This is a genomic window from Phyllobacterium sp. 1468 (assembly GCF_031455525.1).
Lineage (GTDB): Bacteria > Pseudomonadota > Alphaproteobacteria > Rhizobiales > Rhizobiaceae > Phyllobacterium.
On sequence record NZ_JAVDSX010000001.1, the window covers coordinates 204,279 to 220,508 of the forward strand.

Below are 16,230 nucleotides of genomic sequence, written 5' to 3' on the forward strand. Positions count from 1 at the left end.
TAGAGTCGGCACGGTTTGTTCACTTTTTCATAGGCGCGGAACATTTTGCTTCCTTGTGGCTTAAAACTCAACGAAGCTCCGGTCAGTCAATTGCGAAAAAGGAATAGGCCATGGATAGCGGCATCACTATCACACCATATACTCGCCCCGTGACCGTACGATTTCATAGTGTCGTAGTCGCTTCGACGGAGCGGGCATTGGAATTATTGGAACCCGGACACGATCCAGTCCTCTATATTCCTTTCGACGATATTTATTTCGCCCATCTCGAAAAAACCGAAACCAGCACGACATGCCCTTGGAAGGGCGCCGCCTCCTACTGGCGGATCACGGGTCAGGGCGAGTCGGCCAACGATGCGATGTGGGCTTATGAAGACCCCATACCGGACGTCGCTGCGATCCGGGATCATGCTGCATTCGACCCAAAGAAGGTAACGTTCGAGTGAACGATCATTGGAGGTTTCAAGATGGCCGGCAAGCCAAAAGAGAAATGGTCACAGGATGTCACCGAGAATAGTGACGCACTCGACCTTGAAGCCCATATTTTCGAACAGGATGACCCGCACAAGATCGCTGTCTCGCTGAAGCGGTCTGCAGAGCAGTCCGAACGACGCAAATCAAGCCCTTACCGGTCTGCCATGTCGATGCTGACGTTCTATATCAACCGCGCGGGCCACAATTTGCCCGACAAACAAAAGAATGTATTGGAGCGGGCAAAGGACGAATTAAGGAAGGAGTTCGGCCGCACCTGAAGGCCGCCCGGAGACTTATTGCTTTATGTCTGCCGGCGGACATACAATTGCGCTTGCACGCAAACGGCGTACTGTTCTGTTTGACTATTGCAGAGGGTACTCGGATGGGCCAGAGACTGGACCACAAATTGGAATGCGCAAACTGTGGGACAATCTATCTCGACATACCGGCAGACGTAGATTCAAACTCGCCGATACACTGTAGTTCATGCGGCAATTTTCTTGGCTCATGGGGCGACCTGAAGACCGATTTTGCCCGTCAAGGCGGGCGACACGGGGTATTCCGTATGGAAAAAGGCATGATTACCCGGCTCGACGAACCTGCCCAGATTCTGCACGGTGTGGCCAACGAAAACGCTCCCAAGCCGCTGAAACCCGTCGGCTAGGTCGCAAACTCATATCGCCTCCTCAATACCCACCGACCACGGGCAGAATCTCGCCAGTGATGTAGCTTGAGCAATGGGACGACGCCAGGAAGACATAGGCTGGTGCCAGCTCCTCAGGCTGGGCGGGTCGTTTCATCGGTGTGTCTGAGCCGAACTTCGAGACGTCCCCTGCCTCCTTGTCGGCCGGATTGAGCGGCGTCCAGACGGGACCCGGCGCAACGGCGTTGACGCGGATACCGCGGGGGAGCAGGTTTCCGGACAAAGCCCGGGTGAACGCGTGAATGCCACCCTTGGTCATCGAATAGTCGATGAGGTTCTTGCTGCCCACCAGCCCCGTGACCGAGCCCGTATTGACGATCGCCGATCCGGGTTTCATCTTGCGCGCAGCTGCTTGGGCAAGAAAGAAATAGCCGTAGAGATTGGTCTTGATCGTTTCATCAAAGTGCTGTTCGTCCAAGTCCTCGAAATCGTCCGTGTGCAGCTGGAATGCTGCATTGTTGACCAGGATATCGATCTTACCGAAGGCTTTGATCGTCTGTTCGACCGCGTCGTGGCAAAAGTCTCGCTTGCGGACGTCCCCCGCGATGACGAGACAAGGTCTTCCTTCCTTCTCGACCAGTTTCTTTGTTTTGTCCGCATCACGCTCTTCGTCGAGATGCACGATAACCACGCTGGCCCCTTCACGCGCATAAAGAACCGCAACCGCCCGTCCTATGCCGGAATCGCCACCCGTGATCAATGCGACTTTTCCATCAAGTTTTTTCGAACCCTCGTAATAGGGGGCATCGTACATCGGTGCCGGCGTAAGCTCGGCCTCGAGACCGGGTTTCTTTAGATGCTGCTTGGGAAATGGCGGAACGGGATAGGCACGGGCACCGGTTTGTGGCGCATTCTTTTTCGCAGAACTGCCCTTGTGTTTATCGATCTTATCAATCTTTGCTTGAATTTCACGGTGCCGTTTCGCAGTCTTGTCCCCTGCCGCTTCATGCCGTGAAAGGTTTGCCTGTGTCATCTGAATCTCCTTCGCCGCATGTGATCTTAACCCCCAGGCATCCGAATTGTTCCTGTCGTAATGAGGAACTATCTGCTTTGATCTGACGTTTTCGACCAACGGCACAACCGAGGGACGACAGATGGCCAAACAACCGACGATTGCCCGCATTTGGCGTGGCCGAACCCGGCCGGAACACGCTGATGAATACGAGGTGTACAATTACGAAGCTGGCATCAAGCCGCTGATCGAAAAGGCGCTCGGGGTGCAGACCCTGCGGGAGGACCGGGAGGACGAGACGGAATTCATGACGATCTCTTATTGGGAGGACGTGGAGTCGATGGCGCACTTCACCGGAGGCGACCCCAACAGCATCCATCATCTTGCCCGGGATGGAGAGTTCCTGATCGAGCTGCCTACCCGCATACAGGTTCTCAAAATCCGTTCGGCTCACGGCCTGACTGGATTTGGCAAGTTCGTCGCAGACTTCCGATGAGAATATTCGCCTTCGGCACCTTGAAGAAAGGTTTCCCGCTGCACGCCCACGGCCTGAATGATGCCGTGTTTGTGGGAAACTGCCGCACAGTCGAGCGGTTTCCCATGCTCATTGCCGGATCCTGGTTCACGCCGATGATGCTGGATTTGCCTGGCACCGGTTTTCGCGTAAAAGGCGAACTCTACGACATTGCCGAGAGCCGATTGCCTCTGCTGGACGCACTCGAATCCGTTGGCTTGCCAGGTAATTTTCGCAAGTCGATCAAGATCTGCGATGAGGACGGCAACCTCGCAGGCTGGGCGTTTGCATTCCTCAAATCGCCGGATCTCGCCATCCCGGTTCATTCGGGCTACCTGGACGAATATCTGGATGGAAGGTTCATCCCTCCATGGGAACGGCAGAAATAGAGGAACGCCCGCCCCTGGAGCCTTTCCTGCCTGGATGACGGGCGTTCTGGATCATTTTCTTTTGGGACGGGGCGTTGGCAGACAGTCAGGCAGCTGCTGCCCGGTTGAGTGAGCCTTCCGCCAGTTTCGACAGCGCGGCGTCGGTGGCAATTTCCTCCTGCAGGGTTGCTCCCAGCAGTTTCTTCGCATCGGGCATATTCAAATCCCCGGCCCAGCGCGCCAAGGTTCCGTATCGCGCGATCTCATAATGTTCAACGGCTTGCGCTGCGGATGCCAGTCCGGCATCCAGAGCGGGCTCATCCTTGAATTCATCCAGAATTTCCTCGCCTTCGGCGATAATGCCTTCTATCGCATCGCAGGTCTTGCCCTGTGCGCGTTTGCCGAAAATTTCGAAAACCTGTTGCAGACGCTCGACATGAACCTCTGTCTCGGCCCGATGCTTCTCGAAAGCAGCCTTCAGTTGCGGGGACGCCGCGCCCTTGGCCATTTTCGGCAGCGCCTTTAAGATTTTGCGCTCGGCGTAGTAGATGTCCTTCAGGGTTTCATGAAAGAGTTTGTCCAGTGTCTTCTCGACCATTGTAAGACTCCCATTCGTTTGGCGGTTTCGTGGTTAAACGCAATCTGGCTGCGCAAGTCGACCGCGGGTGTAACGAGGGTGCTGGACAATGGTTCCTTGTTCGGGCCGGAAAGGTAATCCCGTCGCCTCCAATATTAACCGAATGAATATCCCGCGCCCCGCACCGTGCGGATGGGATCGATGGAGCGGCCAATGTTGATGGCCTTGCGGAGACGTCCGACATGAACGTCGACGGTGCGGTCGTCCACATAGATGTCGGCGCCCCAGACATTGTCGAGCAGCTGACCACGCGAGAACACACGGCCCGGAGATTGCATCAGGAATTCCAGGAGCCGGAATTCCGTCGGACCGAGTTTGAGTTCGCGTTCCTTGCGGTAGACGCGATGTTGCTCACGGTCGAGCTTGAGATCGCCGAAGCTCAGCACATGCGACAGAAGGCTCGGGTTGACCCGGCGCAGCATGGATTTGATGCGTGCAAGCAGCTCCGGCGTCGAGAACGGCTTGACCATGTAATCGTCCGCGCCGGTCGCAAGGCCGCGCACCCGCTCGCTTTCCTCGCCGCGCGCCGTCAGCATGATGATCGGCAGGATTTCCGTCTCGCGCCTGGCTCTCAACCGCCGGCAGAGTTCGATGCCGGAAAGGCCAGGCAGCATCCAGTCGAGGATCAGCAGATCCGGCACTTTCTCCCGCAGGGCTATCTCCGCTTCATCTCCGCGTGCGATCGTCTCGACTGCATAGCCTTCAGCTTCAAGATTGTACCTGAGGAGAACGCTCAAGGCTTCCTCGTCTTCCACAACGGTGATTTTGGGAGCTATAGCCATTTTCTACCTTCAATTAGGACGCGAGAGGTTCATCCACGACGATAGTGTGGGATTGGTCTTCCTTTGGGCGTTCCGCCGGAAGCTGCGTTCCCGTCACAATATAATAAACTGTCTCTGCTATGTTCGTCGCATGGTCGCCGATGCGTTCAATGTTCTTTGCACAGAAAAGCAGGTGCGTGCAGGCGGAGATATTGCGCGGATCCTCCATCATGTAGGTCAGAAGTTCGCGGAACAATGATGTGTAGAGCGCATCGATCTCATCGTCACGCTCGCGCACGATATTGACCTGCGCGACCGAACGTGTGGCGTAGGCGTCGAGAACGTCCTTGAGCTGCGTCAAGGCCAGTTCGGCAATGGTCTGTAACCCGCGATAGACGGAGAGCGTTTGCCTCGTATCGGTAACAGCAACCACGCGCTTGGCAATGTTCTTGCCAAGATCACCGATGCGTTCCAGATCCGATGAAATGCGGATCGTACCGATGACTTCACGCAGGTCGATCGCCATGGGCTGACGCTTGCCGATGATGGTAATCGCCTTTTCGTCGATTTCGCGCTGACCGGCATCGAGGATCAAATCGTCCGAGATCACGCGCTGTGCCAGCGCATTGTCCGACTTGACCATGGCAGCGACAGCCTGTTCGACCATGCGCTCCGCATGCCCGCCCATCTCGGCGATCTTGTGCGTCAGGAACTTCAGTTCTTCGTCGTAGGAACGGACGGTGTGCTGTGCTGTCTGTTCGGTCATGATATCAACCTCTTTCCCGTGATCAGCCGAAGCGTCCGGTGATGTAGTCTTGCGTGCGCTTTTCCGTTGGGCTGGTGAACATCATTTCGGTATCACCTACCTCGACGAGGTTGCCCAGATGGAACATTGCGGTGCGCTGCGATACGCGGGCCGCCTGCTGCATCGAGTGCGTCACGATGACGATCGTATAATTTTCGCGCAATTCGTCGATCAGTTCCTCAACCTTCGCGGTGGCGATCGGATCGAGCGCCGAGCACGGCTCATCCATCAGGATGACTTCCGGGCTGACGGCAATGGCGCGTGCAATGCACAGGCGCTGCTGCTGGCCGCCGGAAAGACCTGTTCCCGCTTCGTGCAGGCGATCCTTCACCTCCTCAAACAGGCTGGCGCGACGCAGGCTCTTTTCGACGATTTCATCGAGTTGCTGGCGGTTCTTGGCAAGACCATGAATACGCGGGCCATAAGCCACGTTCTCGAAAATCGACTTCGGGAAGGGATTGGGCTTCTGGAAAACCATGCCAACGCGGGCACGCAATTCCACAACGTCGATTTTTGGATTGTAGATGTCCTCATCGTCCAGTGTAAGAAGGCCGCCGACCTTACAGCCTTCGATCGTGTCGTTCATGCGGTTCAGGCTGCGCAGGAAAGTCGACTTGCCGCAGCCCGAGGGTCCGATCAGGGCCGTTACCATCTTCTCTGGCACATCGAGGCTGACACCGAACAGCGCTTGCTTGTCACCATAGTGGACGGTGACGTCCTTGCCCTGCATCTTGATAGCATTTCCCTGAGCGCTCATTTTGTCGTTTACCGCTTTTTCGAGATTTCGTTCCGTCATCAGGTTCATAATTAGAGCCTTTCCCGACCCGTTACCACCGCCGCTCGAAGCGGCGACGCAGAATGATGGCTGTGATGTTCATGACCGCGAGGAAAATCAACAACACGATGATAGCGCCCGATGTACGCTCGACAAAGGCGCGTTCCGCCTCGTTGGCCCACATATAGATCTGCACTGGCAGCGCCGTGGAAGGATCGAGCGGCGTTACAGGACTGTTGGCGACGAATGCGACCATACCGATCAGAAGCAGCGGCGCCGTCTCACCCAGCGCGTGCGCAAGACCGATGATCGTGCCGGTCAGGATGCCGGGGGCGGCCAGCGGCAGGACGTGGTGGAACACCATCTGGGTCTTCGACGCTCCGACGCCCAGCGCCGCAGCGCGGATCGATGGCGGAACGGCCCGCAGCGCTGCGCGGGTCGCGATGATGATGGTCGGCAATGTCATCAGTGTCAGCACCATGCCGCCGACCAGCGAGGCCGAGCGCGGCATGTGGAAGAAGTTGATGAAGACAGCCAATCCGAGAAGTCCGAACACGATCGAAGGAACAGCCGCGAGATTATTGATATTGACCTCGATGATGTCCGTCAGCCGGCTCTTCTTGGCGTATTCCTCAAGATAGATGGACGCGGCGACGCCAATCGGCAGGGAGAGACAAAGGACGATCAGCATCATGTAGAGCGAGCCGATCAGCGCCACGCCAAGACCGGATGTCTCGGGCCGGCTCGACGCGCCATAGGTGAAGAGGCCGGTATTGAAGCGCTGGGACATCGCGCCCTCACTCTTCAACCTGTTCATCCACTCGACCTGCTGGTCTGAAACCTTGCGGCGGGCTTGATCGACGGTGAGATCGATCTGACCCTTGAAGGCAGAATCGATGTCCGCACCAGTCAGCACCCAGACGTTCTGCGTCGTGCCGATAAGCGAAGGATTGGCTACGACGAGGTCGCGCAATTGTCCGCGCACGCCTTCCGAAAACAGCTTGCCGAGCTCACGCATCGCGGGCTTGTTCGTCGTCGCCACGCCCAGTTTTTCCGCCAGTGCATTGCGTGCCAGGATCGGATAATTGGCCGTTAACAGGACGTTCGGATCGGTCGCACGCTTGTTGTCCGGATCGATGATCTTCGGATCGAGATTGATCGCAAGATTGACCTCGGTCTGCCAGAAGGCCGTATAACCGTTCGAGAACACGGAATACATCAAGGCGACCAGGAAGAAGAGGCCGATGGCAATCGCGGTGATACCATACAGCTTGAAACGACGTTCGGCGGCATAACGGCGCTTGAGCCCGATGTCACGGCGCGCCGGACGTGCAGATGCTGGTGCAGCGGGATTGAGGGCTATGTCGGTCATTCGTACTGCTCCCGATACTTACGCACGATGTAGAGCGCAAAGATGTTCATCGCCAGAGTGATGAAAAAGAGGGTGAGGCCCAAGGCAAACGCCACCAGCGTTTGCGGTGAGTTGAATTCCAGATCGCCCGTGAGCTGATTGACGATCTTGACTGTGATCGTCGTCATCGCTTCGAACGGGTTGATGTTGAGATTGGCCGCAACACCGGCAGCGAGCACAACGATCATGGTTTCGCCGATGGCGCGCGACGCGGTCAAAAGCAGCGCGCCGACGATACCCGGCAAGGCAGCCGGAAGAACCACACGGCGGATTGTTTCGGACTTGGTGGAACCGAGCCCGAGTGATCCATCGCGCAGCGAGCGGGGAACCGCGGTGATGATGTCATCGGAAAGCGACGAGACGAAGGGGATCAGCATGACACCCATGACAATGCCTGCAGTCAAAACGCTTTGCGCCTGGATAAAGGCATAACCACCGGAAAGTGCCGCGCTGAGATCGCGCAGGAATGGACCGACTGTGACAAGCGCGAAGAAGCCATAGACGATCGTCGGGATACCGGCCAGCACCTCAAGCAGCGGCTTGACGACCGAACGTACGCTGCGGCTTGCATATTCCGCCATATAGATGGCGGCGAACAGGCCGACCGGGACCGCGAACAGCATGGCAACGAACGCGATGTAAAGCGTGCCGGCGAGCAGAGGGATCAGGCCGAACTGCCCTTGCGAACCACCGGAACCCGCCGCTGCAAAGCGCGGATCCCAGACCGTGCCGAAAAAGAAGGCCGAAGGCGATACCGATTGAAAGAAGGTTATGGTCTGGAACAGCATCGACAGGATGATGCCGATGGTGGTCAGAATGGCGATAGCCGACGCCGCGACGAGCGCGCCAAGGATGACACGTTCCACATTGTTGCGGGCCCTCGCCCGGACATGCACGCCCGAGAGGCCGAAGGCCGCGCCGGCAAGTGCCAGCACTATCGCGACAATTCCGCCTATACTGCTCGCCCAGGCGGTGTTCCTGTTCCACTCGGCGGCGATGGGAATCATATAGTCCTGACCCTCGGTGGCAAGCGCCACACCCTTGCTGGCGAGAAGCGGCTGCAGCTCTGCAAAGGTTTGCGGAAGATTGGCCCGTTCTGCATCGCTAAGCCTGTCCAGGCCGCGAGCAATGCCGCTGACCATCCCAAGCTCAAGGCTTTGGCTGGCAATGACGGTGTCGGCTGTGCGCGTTGGCAGCTCGGCAATGGCCGAACGCTCCAGGTAAACCCCGGTTCCAGCGGCCCAAACCGCGATAAAAAGGATAGCCGGCAGCGCGGAAGCCAGGAAAACCCACCATCCATGGTAATGCGGCAGGGAATGCGGCTTGACGTTTCCGCCCTCTTTGCTGACGGCACGCTGGCGGCCGATGAAGTATCCTGCCGCGGCAATCGCTATGACAATCACAAGCACCATTAAAGTGGACATCTAGGATCTTCCCCGTCCCGCAAATTCACGTCAATCAAAAAGATAAACGGGCAGCCGAAGCCGCCCGTTTAAGTAAGCCGAGGCTTACTTCATTGTTGTGCCGGCAGCAAATGCATCGCGCTGGGCTTTGCGTTCTGCATCCGGGGCAGCAACCAGGCCGTACTCGACGAGCGGGCTGTCCGGGCCGATCATCTGATCGTTGAGGAAGAAGTCGACATATTCCTTCAAGCCAGGGATGACACCAAGATGGGCCTTCTTGACATAGAAGAACAGCGGACGCGACACCGGATACTTGCCCGAGGAAATGGTTTCCGTGCTCGGAACGACACCCTCAACCGTAGCAACCTTCAGCTTGTCGGCATTGTTCTCGTAGAAAGCGAGGCCGAATACGCCAACGCCGGTCTTGTTGGCATCGATACGAGCCAGCGTTTCCGGATAATCGCCATCGATATCGATTGCCTTGCCATCCTTGCGGATCTTGACACAGGCAGCAGCAGCGGCCTTTTCGTCAAGGCCGAGCTTCTTGATCGCATCGGCAGCCCCAGTAGCTTTACAGCCACCGGTCATCAGCTTCTCTTCGAAAACTTCGCGTGTGCCGTGCTTTTCGCCAGGAATGTACGCGGCAATATCCCAGTCCGGGAGGGCCGGGTTCACCTGGTTCCACTTGGTGTTTGGATTATCGACGAGCTTGCCGTCAACAACGACCTGGGCGGCAAGCGCCGTGTAGATGTCCTTCGGTGCCAAAGCCCAATCTGGACCCTTGATATCGGTGGCGAAAACGATGCCATCGTAGCCGATACGGATTTCCTCGACGTCCTTGACGCCTGCATCGGCGCAAGACTTCAATTCACTTTCCTTGATTGGGCGGGATGAATTGGCAATGTCGACCGTGTCTTCGCCAACGCCTTTGCAGAATTCCTTGATGCCTGCACCGGAACCACCGGATTCGACGACTGGCGTCTTGAAGTTAGGATATGTTTCACCGAAAGTCTCGGCAACGATCTTGGCGTATGGCAGAACCGTCGAAGAGCCCGATACCTGGACCTGATCGCGTGCAGACGCTGCAACCGTGGACGCGCCGACGGCGATCGCAAGCACTGCGGCTGTAGTTAGAAGCTTGTTCATCGTTTTACTCCCGTTGGAAAACTGTTGAAGTAAGCGCTGTCTACAGAAGGTTTATAACAGTCATGTGACAGATATATTACAGTTTGGTCACAAGGGGAGTGACGCGGAGGCACGTCATCTAACGAATTGAAATTGTTAAATTAAATGAATTGTAAGCCGGCTGCGACCATTGCATCCAAGGGGGAGGATGATCAAAGATTCAACGATTTCAATAACATCCTCCGGGCGTATTGCGACAGCTTTTACAACCGCAAGCGACAAAAGCCGCCTTGCACAGCTGCGTCATCTCTACGCCAGCGCAAAAGACGGTCATGACTCCACTTCCCGCGCCCATGCGAACGGCGCGAGAGAGCAGTATGTGCTGGAGCAACCCCCAGGCGACTCTAGCTCATTTCAACGTTGGGTTGCCTATCAACACACCCGCGCGCTGCGCGGCAAGGACGAATGCTTGCCTTGCCTTTGCCGGCGGCATCCAGCCTTCTAGGGCATCCCGGCACATGCGCGTCGCACGCCGGTATTCGACCCCATCCTGCTGCGGCCATTGGTTCTTCAGACACTCCAATGCCTCCCACGCCGAAGAGACGAGGCGAAGCCCCATGGCACCGAGGCTGATCAGTACTGGAGATGAAAAAGACTTGTCGTTCATGACCCGCTGCCCCCCGTTTTGTACGAAACAGCGATATTTGCGTAGCTTGAATTCGAAATCATAGTTGTACTCCATCGAGAATTACGAACTATGTTTCCTCCTGTTCCCTGGTCTTTTTATTTGGACTTCTAGGATGGCCGATGATCTCAGATTTGCATTTACCCCGCAATACCCCAATTCGGACGATACACCTATTTCAATCGTTCCATAGTACCGCCGGCTTAGAGCCTCTTGTGACAATATTGACGCAAGAGGCCTTGTTCCCGTGCCCGCTTGTCAAAGCGGTTGAGATCACGTGACCCGGGGAGGGAGCCATGGCAAAGCAGAGCGCCGGCATTCTCATGTACCGCCAGACCGGCAATGAATGTGAAGTATTGCTGGTTCATCCAGGTGGCCCCTTCTGGCGCAACAAGGATATCTCGGCCTGGTCTATTCCGAAAGGCGAGTATGGCGAAGGCGATGATCCGGAACGGACGGCACGGCGCGAATTTGCCGAGGAAACGGGCGTGGTTCTTGATGGAGAGCTCCGGTTTCTGGGGTCCATCCGCCAAGCGGGCGGCAAGGTTGTGACCGCATTTGCTCTCGAAGGCGATTTCGACGTGGCCGGGCTCGTCAGCAATACCTTTGAAATCGAATGGCCGCCCAGGAGCGGACGCAATGAAATCTTTCCGGAGGTCGACCGCGCCCAGTGGTTTTCATTCGATGATGCGCACCGGAAAATCATAGCGGGCCAGCGCCGGTTCCTTGATCGCCTTCAGGAGATGCTTGAGCGCCGGATCGATTAGCCGGCGTTCCAGGCCCTCCCTTCCGCATCGAGCGCGGCGAATTCCTCGTTGGAAAGTTCGATGGCCGCAGCTGCGATGTTTTCCTCGAGGTGCGCCACCTTCGATGTACCCGGGATTGGCAACATCACCGGGCTGCGCTTCAGGACCCAGGCCAGCGCGATCTGGCTTGGACCGGCCCCGTGAGCCGAAGCCATCTTGTCGAGGAGCGATCCGGGCTTGGCCAGATCGCCCGCCGCAAGCGGAAACCACGGAATGAACCCGATATTGTTTTGGCTGCAATAGTCGAGCACGTCCTCGCTGGTTCGATCGACAAGATTATAACGGTTCTGGACCGTCGCCACTTTGAAATGTTTCGATGCGGCCCTGATATCGGCCACCGACACCTCGCTAAGACCCGCATGACGGATGACACCATCATCAAGGAGCTTTCTTACCGCCGAAAACTGCTCGTCCCCCGGCACCTTCGGATCGATCCGGTGCAATTGCCACAGTCCGATCTGATCCACGCCCAGCCGGCGGCAGCTCGCATATGCCTGCTGGATCAAATATTCCGGCCGCCCGAGCGGGGTCCACAGGTTCGGGCCGGTACGCGCAAGCCCGGCTTTCGTTGCGATCAACATATCGCGATAGGGATGCAACGCTTCCCTGATCAACTCTTCGGAGACATTGGGACCGTAGGAATCGGCGGTATCGATGAAATTGACGCCAAGTTCGGGAAGCCGTTTCAACGTGCGTAGCGCTTCCGCACGATCCGCCGGTTCCCCCCATATTCCTGGGCCCGTAATGCGCATGGCGCCGAAGCCGAGGCGATGGATTTCGACGTCTCCGCCAATTCTGAATGTGCCCGAAAGCGCTGCATTGGATTTGGACATGTCCCACCCTTTCGCTCGGTTGATCATCGTGAGATAAGTGTACTACATTAAACGCCCCGGATGTTCGTTCGACAAATCACTGAAGATTTACCTTGGCTGTTGATCGGATTTTGGCTGGAACAAAATCTTCGACAATTCATTTTTCTTTTCGCCTGATATGCTGCACCGTGCGATCAAATCGGCCGGTCCCAATGGAGAACTTTCATGCATCTCACCTATCATGTCCATGCCCATGACGGCGGTTGGGCCTACAAGCTCGGAGACGTCTGGTCTGAGAAATTTCCCTCCCACGACGCCGCATTGAGAGCTGCCAGGGAGGCAGCCAAACGCCAGCAGATTGGTGGCGAGGATGCGCAGATCAGCTATGAAACTTCAGATGGCACGTGGCATCAGGAATCGGTCAGGGGAAGTGACCGGCCTGAAGTCGATGTCGAGGATGACGCCAAGAGCTGATAAAGCCAGGAAGCGGCAATGAGCAAATATGTTCTCATCGGATCGGAAGGTTGCGGGTCGGTTATCGTCGAATTGGCGTTGCTCAAAGCCGGCGCTGAATTCGAACTCGAGGAGATCCCCTATCTCGAACCGGGCCCCGACCGTGACCGTTTGCTGGAATTGAACCCGCTCGGCCAGGTCCCGACCTTGATTATGCCGGGCGGCGATGTCATGACAGAAACCGCGGCGATTATTCTCCATCTGGCCGATGCATTTCCTGATGCCCAACTTGCGCCCGCAACCAGCGACCGGCAAAGGCCGGCCTTTCTGCGATGGCTCATTTACATCGTGAGTGAAATCTACCCGACGTCGAACTTCAGCGATGATCCGGCCCGCTGGCAATTGCCGAAAGACGCGCAGGACGAATACAAGCGGACTGTCGATCAATATCGCAAGACATTGTGGGGCCACGTGGAGGACGTCGCCGATACGCCCTGTTTCCTCGGCAATGATTTCTGTGCGATCGACCTCTATATTGCCGTTATGCGCAACTGGCGGCCGGGATGGAAAGAATTCGCGCAATCTTTCCCGAAGCTGACGGAAATCGCCGACAACGTGGCGAAAGACCCGCTGTTCTCAGGCGTTCTCAAGCGTAACTTTGACAAGTGATCTAGAGCAAGTTTTGTCTATTCAGAGTCGTTCGCCGGAGGGAATTCGGTTCAAGGTCGAGGGATTTGGCGAGGCCGATGTCTTTCCATCGGGCGAAGCCGAAGCCCGACGGACTTGGAAAATTCGCTCTAAAGTCTCTTCACCGGATAATCTACAAATATGCGAGCCTCTTTGGCCGCTTCGATGAACGCCGAGCGGCACTCGGTAATCGTTACCTTACCATCAAGCGCATCAAGACATTTCTGCCTTGCCGCCTTCAGTTTGACGCCGTCGTGGATCGGCCAGTCCATTAACAGGACTTCGGCTGCTTCTGGGACAGACGCGATGTTCCGGGGCTTCCCGGCCGGCTGAATTTCGATGGTTACAGAGGGAAACGGTGTGGTCATAGCGCAACCTAACGTTTCAATATGACAGTTGTTCCATGAAGATTCTCGCCCGCTGAAAATTCGCCGGGACTCGTCCTGCATTGGAGCGACTAGCGTTCGATGACGAGATCGCTCAATGGTCTGGAACAGCACGGCAGGAAGAAGCCAGCGTCGATTTCCCTTTGCCTGATCCCTCCATCGTGTTTCATGTCGACGGCTCCGCTTACGAGCTTGGACTTGCAGGTTCCGCAGATACCGCTGGCACAGGAGGATGGTATCCTGACGCCGGATTTTTTGGCGCAGGAGAGAACCGTCTGCTCGGCGCGGACTTCGATAGACTTGCCCTGTTTCGAAAACTGCACATTGAACGATTTCGTTTGGGCGTCCGCGCCAGCCGGCGCTGCCTCTTCTTCGATGACAACCGCGTCAAAGCTTTCTTCAAGGTAGCTGGATTCAGGAACACCCAGTTCGACGCCGATCTTTCTAGCAGCTGCCATGAACGGCGCGGGTCCGCAGCACATGACGACGCGGTCGGCGATATCGGGTGCCGCCAGGAAAAGGAACTCCCTGGAAATCCGGCCTGAAATGCCCGGCCAACCGCGTTCGGCCCCGATGTCTTCGGGAAGCAGCAGAATTCTGAACCCTTTGACACGTCGGGCAATGTTTGCAATCTCTTCGCGGAAGATAAGGTCTTTTGGAGTTCTACCGGCGTGGAGAAAGATGACGTCGGTCGACTCGGCCGTGTCAGCAAGTTCCCGCGCCATCGACATGAGTGGCGTGATTCCCGAGCCGCCCGACAGGAAAAGGTACTTCTTCGCCGCTGGCCGGACGAAACGTCCAAGTGGCCCCGACGCGCGGACGGCCATGCTCGCAATCAGATTGTCGTGCAGCCAGTTCGATACCTTTCCACCCGGCACACGCTTCACCGTGACAGTTATGGCGTTCTTGCGAAGTGGTGACGATGAGATGCTGTAGCAGCGCCCGTCGTCCTCATTATCGAGGCCGAGCTCGAATTTGAAATATTGCCCGGCGTTGAACTCGAATTGTTTCCGATCCGGCGACACGAACGTGAAACTTTTCACGTCATGCGTTTCGTCGTGGACGTCGATACAAACGAGTTCGTCGTCGGTCTCCGGGTCCCAATATCCGCCGCGCACGGCCTTGGGGAGGAGATCAGTAACCATGGGCACGCATCCGCTCAATGTACCAGCTCGCGAAGTCATCGAGAGCGACTTCGGTGAACCTGGAATAAGGGCCGGGCTCATAGCCGGGGTCCTCGACGCCCGCCTGGGCGCGGGCAACGAGTTCCGCATCCTGATTGGTGGTCTCGGTCCATACGTGGGTAAGTTTGGCGAGATCGTAGTCGACGCCTTCCATCGCATCCTTGTGAACAAGCCATTTCGTCCGGATGAGGGTGGTGTCGGCAGAGAGCGGGATCGCGATGGAGATCACGGCATGGTCACCCATGAAGTGGCACCAGCTATTGTGCCCCCAAAGATGCACATCGCCGAGATCCTTGCGGGTCATTGTCCCAAGAAGCTTCGACGAGGCGGCGGTTGAATCTTCCGTCTGGGACTCGCCCGCCCCGGCGATAATCAGGCGCTGGGTACGGAAATTGGTTTCGCAGTTTCTCACCTGTTCGACCGTGGAGGATGGAAATCCGTCTGCCTCCCAATCTTTCGTGCGCTCGCTATACATGGCGAAATGCGCTTCCGCCTCCTCCCGGTCCTCCGGGCTGAGGCTGTCGGGATCATATCCGAAATCAAGATCGACGAACGAAACACATAGCTCCGGGTGGTTCGCCGAGCAGTGATAGCACTCCCGGTTATTCTCCATGGTGAGCTTCCAGTTGCCCTTCTCGATGACATCCATTTGGTGTGCGACCTTGGCGTTCCGGATGTCATAGGGCTCCAGCCGCCCATCCATGACCTCCTCCAGCCGCTTGATGTCCTGCGGCGGATTGTCGGAAAGACAGACATAGATCAGGCCGCCGATCGACCTGAAGTTGACCGCCTTGAGGCTCTTGCAGCTCTTGTCGAAGTTCTTTCCCATATGCGGGGCATAACTGAGTTCACCCGAAAGCTCGTACGTCCACTGGTGGTAGGGGCACACCAGCTTGGAAATGACTGTTGATCCGGCGTCCAGCAGTCGCGCGCCTCGATGACGGCAAACGTTGCGGACCACCCGGATGGCGTTGTCGTCGTCCCTCAGCAAAATCAAGCTTGTCGATCCGATGTCGATGACCACCGCGTCGCCAGCTTCCGGAACATCGCACTCAAGACCAACATGAATCCAGTGCCTGGAAAAGAACACGTCGAGGTCCGCCTGGAAGACGTCCTCGCGGGTGTAAAGTCCGGCAGGAAGACAGTGCCCGTCGATACGCGCATCGAGCAGAGAGGAGATCGGCGATGGGAACGTATTGAGCATAATGTTTCCTTATGGATCAATCGGCTTTAGAATCGCAGCAAATATCGATATTTCAACCGCACAAATGCGCGGCGTTGACATTACC

Annotated in this window: 20 protein-coding genes; 7 read left to right on the forward strand and 13 right to left on the reverse strand. The window is 56.7% G+C overall.

Features of this window, described 5'->3' with window-relative positions; genetic code table 11:
* The first annotated feature begins 110 nt into the window (after positions 1 to 110).
* Complete coding sequence (locus J2X72_RS01040; RefSeq protein WP_209999231.1) at positions 111 to 446, forward strand: DUF427 domain-containing protein; 336 nt, start codon at positions 111 to 113, stop codon at positions 444 to 446.
* 21 nt (positions 447 to 467) lie between these two features.
* Positions 468 to 752, forward strand: coding sequence for a DUF3175 domain-containing protein (locus J2X72_RS01045; RefSeq protein ID WP_310067503.1), 285 nt, complete (start codon positions 468 to 470; stop codon positions 750 to 752).
* A gap of 408 nt (positions 753 to 1,160) precedes the next feature.
* Here the strand turns inward: J2X72_RS01045 and J2X72_RS01050 are convergent, their stop codons facing one another.
* Positions 1,161 to 2,150 (reverse strand): SDR family oxidoreductase, encoded by a 990-nt coding sequence (locus J2X72_RS01050; RefSeq protein ID WP_310067506.1) that lies wholly within the window; start codon positions 2,148 to 2,150, stop codon positions 1,161 to 1,163.
* Between the two features lie 121 nt (positions 2,151 to 2,271).
* Between J2X72_RS01050 and J2X72_RS01055 the strand changes: the two genes are divergently transcribed.
* Positions 2,272 to 2,625 carry a hypothetical protein gene (locus J2X72_RS01055; protein ID WP_310067508.1) on the forward strand — a complete coding sequence of 118 codons (354 nt, stop codon included), beginning with the start codon at positions 2,272 to 2,274 and terminating at the stop codon, positions 2,623 to 2,625.
* Positions 2,622 to 3,032 (forward strand): gamma-glutamylcyclotransferase family protein, encoded by a 411-nt coding sequence (locus J2X72_RS01060; RefSeq protein WP_209999224.1) that lies wholly within the window; start codon positions 2,622 to 2,624, stop codon positions 3,030 to 3,032. Before J2X72_RS01055 ends, J2X72_RS01060 begins: the two co-directional genes overlap by 4 nt.
* 85 nt (positions 3,033 to 3,117) lie before the next feature.
* On the opposite strand, the gene J2X72_RS01065 is transcribed toward J2X72_RS01060, so the two are convergent.
* From J2X72_RS01065 to J2X72_RS01100, 8 genes are all read right to left on the reverse strand, one after another.
* Positions 3,118 to 3,609 carry a ferritin-like domain-containing protein gene (locus tag J2X72_RS01065; protein WP_209999221.1) on the reverse strand — a complete coding sequence of 164 codons (492 nt, stop codon included), beginning with the start codon at positions 3,607 to 3,609 and terminating at the stop codon, positions 3,118 to 3,120.
* Between the two features lie 134 nt (positions 3,610 to 3,743).
* Positions 3,744 to 4,430: a phosphate regulon transcriptional regulator PhoB gene (gene phoB, locus J2X72_RS01070; RefSeq protein WP_162701772.1), complete on the reverse strand. Its 687-nt coding sequence runs from the start codon at positions 4,428 to 4,430 to the stop codon at positions 3,744 to 3,746.
* Between the two features lie 13 nt (positions 4,431 to 4,443).
* Entirely contained in the window at positions 4,444 to 5,175 is a 732-nt protein-coding gene (gene phoU, locus J2X72_RS01075; RefSeq protein WP_310067514.1) for a phosphate signaling complex protein PhoU, read from the reverse strand.
* Positions 5,176 to 5,197: 22 nt separating this feature from the next.
* Entirely contained in the window at positions 5,198 to 5,971 is a 774-nt protein-coding gene (gene pstB / locus J2X72_RS01080) for a phosphate ABC transporter ATP-binding protein PstB (protein ID WP_245426403.1), read from the reverse strand.
* 70 nt (positions 5,972 to 6,041) lie between these two features.
* A complete protein-coding gene (gene pstA / locus J2X72_RS01085) occupies positions 6,042 to 7,361 on the reverse strand; it encodes a phosphate ABC transporter permease PstA (RefSeq protein ID WP_310067516.1) in 1,320 nt (439 codons plus the stop codon).
* Positions 7,358 to 8,824: a phosphate ABC transporter permease subunit PstC gene (gene pstC / locus J2X72_RS01090; protein ID WP_310067519.1), complete on the reverse strand. Its 1,467-nt coding sequence runs from the start codon at positions 8,822 to 8,824 to the stop codon at positions 7,358 to 7,360. The genes pstA and pstC overlap by 4 nt, the downstream gene beginning before the upstream one ends.
* Before the next feature lie 84 nt (positions 8,825 to 8,908).
* Positions 8,909 to 9,949: a substrate-binding domain-containing protein gene (locus J2X72_RS01095; RefSeq protein ID WP_209999216.1), complete on the reverse strand. Its 1,041-nt coding sequence runs from the start codon at positions 9,947 to 9,949 to the stop codon at positions 8,909 to 8,911.
* A gap of 388 nt (positions 9,950 to 10,337) precedes the next feature.
* The gene (locus J2X72_RS01100) at positions 10,338 to 10,595 is read right to left on the reverse strand and encodes a DUF982 domain-containing protein (protein ID WP_209999215.1); all 258 of its coding nucleotides are present in this window, start codon (positions 10,593 to 10,595) and stop codon (positions 10,338 to 10,340) included.
* Between the two features lie 314 nt (positions 10,596 to 10,909).
* On the opposite strand from J2X72_RS01100, the gene J2X72_RS01105 reads away from it, so the two are divergent.
* Complete coding sequence (locus J2X72_RS01105) at positions 10,910 to 11,380, forward strand: NUDIX domain-containing protein (protein WP_310067526.1); 471 nt, start codon at positions 10,910 to 10,912, stop codon at positions 11,378 to 11,380.
* On the opposite strand, the gene J2X72_RS01110 is transcribed toward J2X72_RS01105, so the two are convergent.
* Positions 11,377 to 12,252 carry an aldo/keto reductase gene (locus tag J2X72_RS01110; protein ID WP_310067527.1) on the reverse strand — a complete coding sequence of 292 codons (876 nt, stop codon included), beginning with the start codon at positions 12,250 to 12,252 and terminating at the stop codon, positions 11,377 to 11,379. The genes J2X72_RS01105 and J2X72_RS01110 overlap by 4 nt on opposite strands.
* Before the next feature lie 204 nt (positions 12,253 to 12,456).
* Between J2X72_RS01110 and J2X72_RS01115 the strand changes: the two genes are divergently transcribed.
* Positions 12,457 to 12,705, forward strand: a complete 249-nt coding sequence (locus J2X72_RS01115) for a DUF2188 domain-containing protein (protein ID WP_209999209.1) — start codon at positions 12,457 to 12,459, stop codon at positions 12,703 to 12,705.
* 18 nt (positions 12,706 to 12,723) lie between these two features.
* Entirely contained in the window at positions 12,724 to 13,353 is a 630-nt protein-coding gene (locus J2X72_RS01120; protein WP_310067528.1) for a glutathione S-transferase family protein, read from the forward strand.
* A gap of 128 nt (positions 13,354 to 13,481) precedes the next feature.
* Here J2X72_RS01120 and J2X72_RS01125 read toward each other — a convergent pair whose 3' ends face one another.
* The 3 genes from J2X72_RS01125 to J2X72_RS01135 form a co-directional block, all read right to left on the reverse strand.
* Positions 13,482 to 13,739 carry a DUF982 domain-containing protein gene (locus J2X72_RS01125; protein ID WP_310067529.1) on the reverse strand — a complete coding sequence of 86 codons (258 nt, stop codon included), beginning with the start codon at positions 13,737 to 13,739 and terminating at the stop codon, positions 13,482 to 13,484.
* Between the two features lie 89 nt (positions 13,740 to 13,828).
* Positions 13,829 to 14,902 carry a hybrid-cluster NAD(P)-dependent oxidoreductase gene (locus tag J2X72_RS01130; RefSeq protein ID WP_310067531.1) on the reverse strand — a complete coding sequence of 358 codons (1,074 nt, stop codon included), beginning with the start codon at positions 14,900 to 14,902 and terminating at the stop codon, positions 13,829 to 13,831.
* Positions 14,892 to 16,145 carry an aromatic ring-hydroxylating dioxygenase subunit alpha gene (locus J2X72_RS01135; protein WP_310067533.1) on the reverse strand — a complete coding sequence of 418 codons (1,254 nt, stop codon included), beginning with the start codon at positions 16,143 to 16,145 and terminating at the stop codon, positions 14,892 to 14,894. The genes J2X72_RS01130 and J2X72_RS01135 overlap by 11 nt, the downstream gene beginning before the upstream one ends.
* Between the last annotated feature and the right edge of the window lie 85 nt (positions 16,146 to 16,230).

Bases quoted from the DNA above. Each gene is read 5' to 3' on its own strand.
- J2X72_RS01040 (WP_209999231.1), top strand. From the start codon at position 111: ATGGATAGCGGCATCACTATCACACCATATACTCGCCCCGTGACCGTA.
- J2X72_RS01045 (WP_310067503.1), top strand. From the start codon at position 468: ATGGCCGGCAAGCCAAAAGAGAAATGGTCACAGGATGTCACCGAGAAT.
- J2X72_RS01050 (WP_310067506.1), bottom strand. From the start codon at position 2,150: ATGACACAGGCAAACCTTTCACGGCATGAAGCGGCAGGGGACAAGACT.
- J2X72_RS01055 (WP_310067508.1), top strand. From the start codon at position 2,272: ATGGCCAAACAACCGACGATTGCCCGCATTTGGCGTGGCCGAACCCGG.
- J2X72_RS01060 (WP_209999224.1), top strand. From the start codon at position 2,622: ATGAGAATATTCGCCTTCGGCACCTTGAAGAAAGGTTTCCCGCTGCAC.
- J2X72_RS01065 (WP_209999221.1), bottom strand. From the start codon at position 3,609: ATGGTCGAGAAGACACTGGACAAACTCTTTCATGAAACCCTGAAGGAC.
- phoB (WP_162701772.1), bottom strand. From the start codon at position 4,430: ATGGCTATAGCTCCCAAAATCACCGTTGTGGAAGACGAGGAAGCCTTG.
- phoU (WP_310067514.1), bottom strand. From the start codon at position 5,175: ATGACCGAACAGACAGCACAGCACACCGTCCGTTCCTACGACGAAGAA.
- pstB (WP_245426403.1), bottom strand. From the start codon at position 5,971: ATGAGCGCTCAGGGAAATGCTATCAAGATGCAGGGCAAGGACGTCACC.
- pstA (WP_310067516.1), bottom strand. From the start codon at position 7,361: ATGACCGACATAGCCCTCAATCCCGCTGCACCAGCATCTGCACGTCCG.
- pstC (WP_310067519.1), bottom strand. From the start codon at position 8,824: ATGTCCACTTTAATGGTGCTTGTGATTGTCATAGCGATTGCCGCGGCA.
- J2X72_RS01095 (WP_209999216.1), bottom strand. From the start codon at position 9,949: ATGAACAAGCTTCTAACTACAGCCGCAGTGCTTGCGATCGCCGTCGGC.
- J2X72_RS01100 (WP_209999215.1), bottom strand. From the start codon at position 10,595: ATGAACGACAAGTCTTTTTCATCTCCAGTACTGATCAGCCTCGGTGCC.
- J2X72_RS01105 (WP_310067526.1), top strand. From the start codon at position 10,910: ATGGCAAAGCAGAGCGCCGGCATTCTCATGTACCGCCAGACCGGCAAT.
- J2X72_RS01110 (WP_310067527.1), bottom strand. From the start codon at position 12,252: ATGTCCAAATCCAATGCAGCGCTTTCGGGCACATTCAGAATTGGCGGA.
- J2X72_RS01115 (WP_209999209.1), top strand. From the start codon at position 12,457: ATGCATCTCACCTATCATGTCCATGCCCATGACGGCGGTTGGGCCTAC.
- J2X72_RS01120 (WP_310067528.1), top strand. From the start codon at position 12,724: ATGAGCAAATATGTTCTCATCGGATCGGAAGGTTGCGGGTCGGTTATC.
- J2X72_RS01125 (WP_310067529.1), bottom strand. From the start codon at position 13,739: ATGACCACACCGTTTCCCTCTGTAACCATCGAAATTCAGCCGGCCGGG.
- J2X72_RS01130 (WP_310067531.1), bottom strand. From the start codon at position 14,902: ATGGTTACTGATCTCCTCCCCAAGGCCGTGCGCGGCGGATATTGGGAC.
- J2X72_RS01135 (WP_310067533.1), bottom strand. From the start codon at position 16,145: ATGCTCAATACGTTCCCATCGCCGATCTCCTCTCTGCTCGATGCGCGT.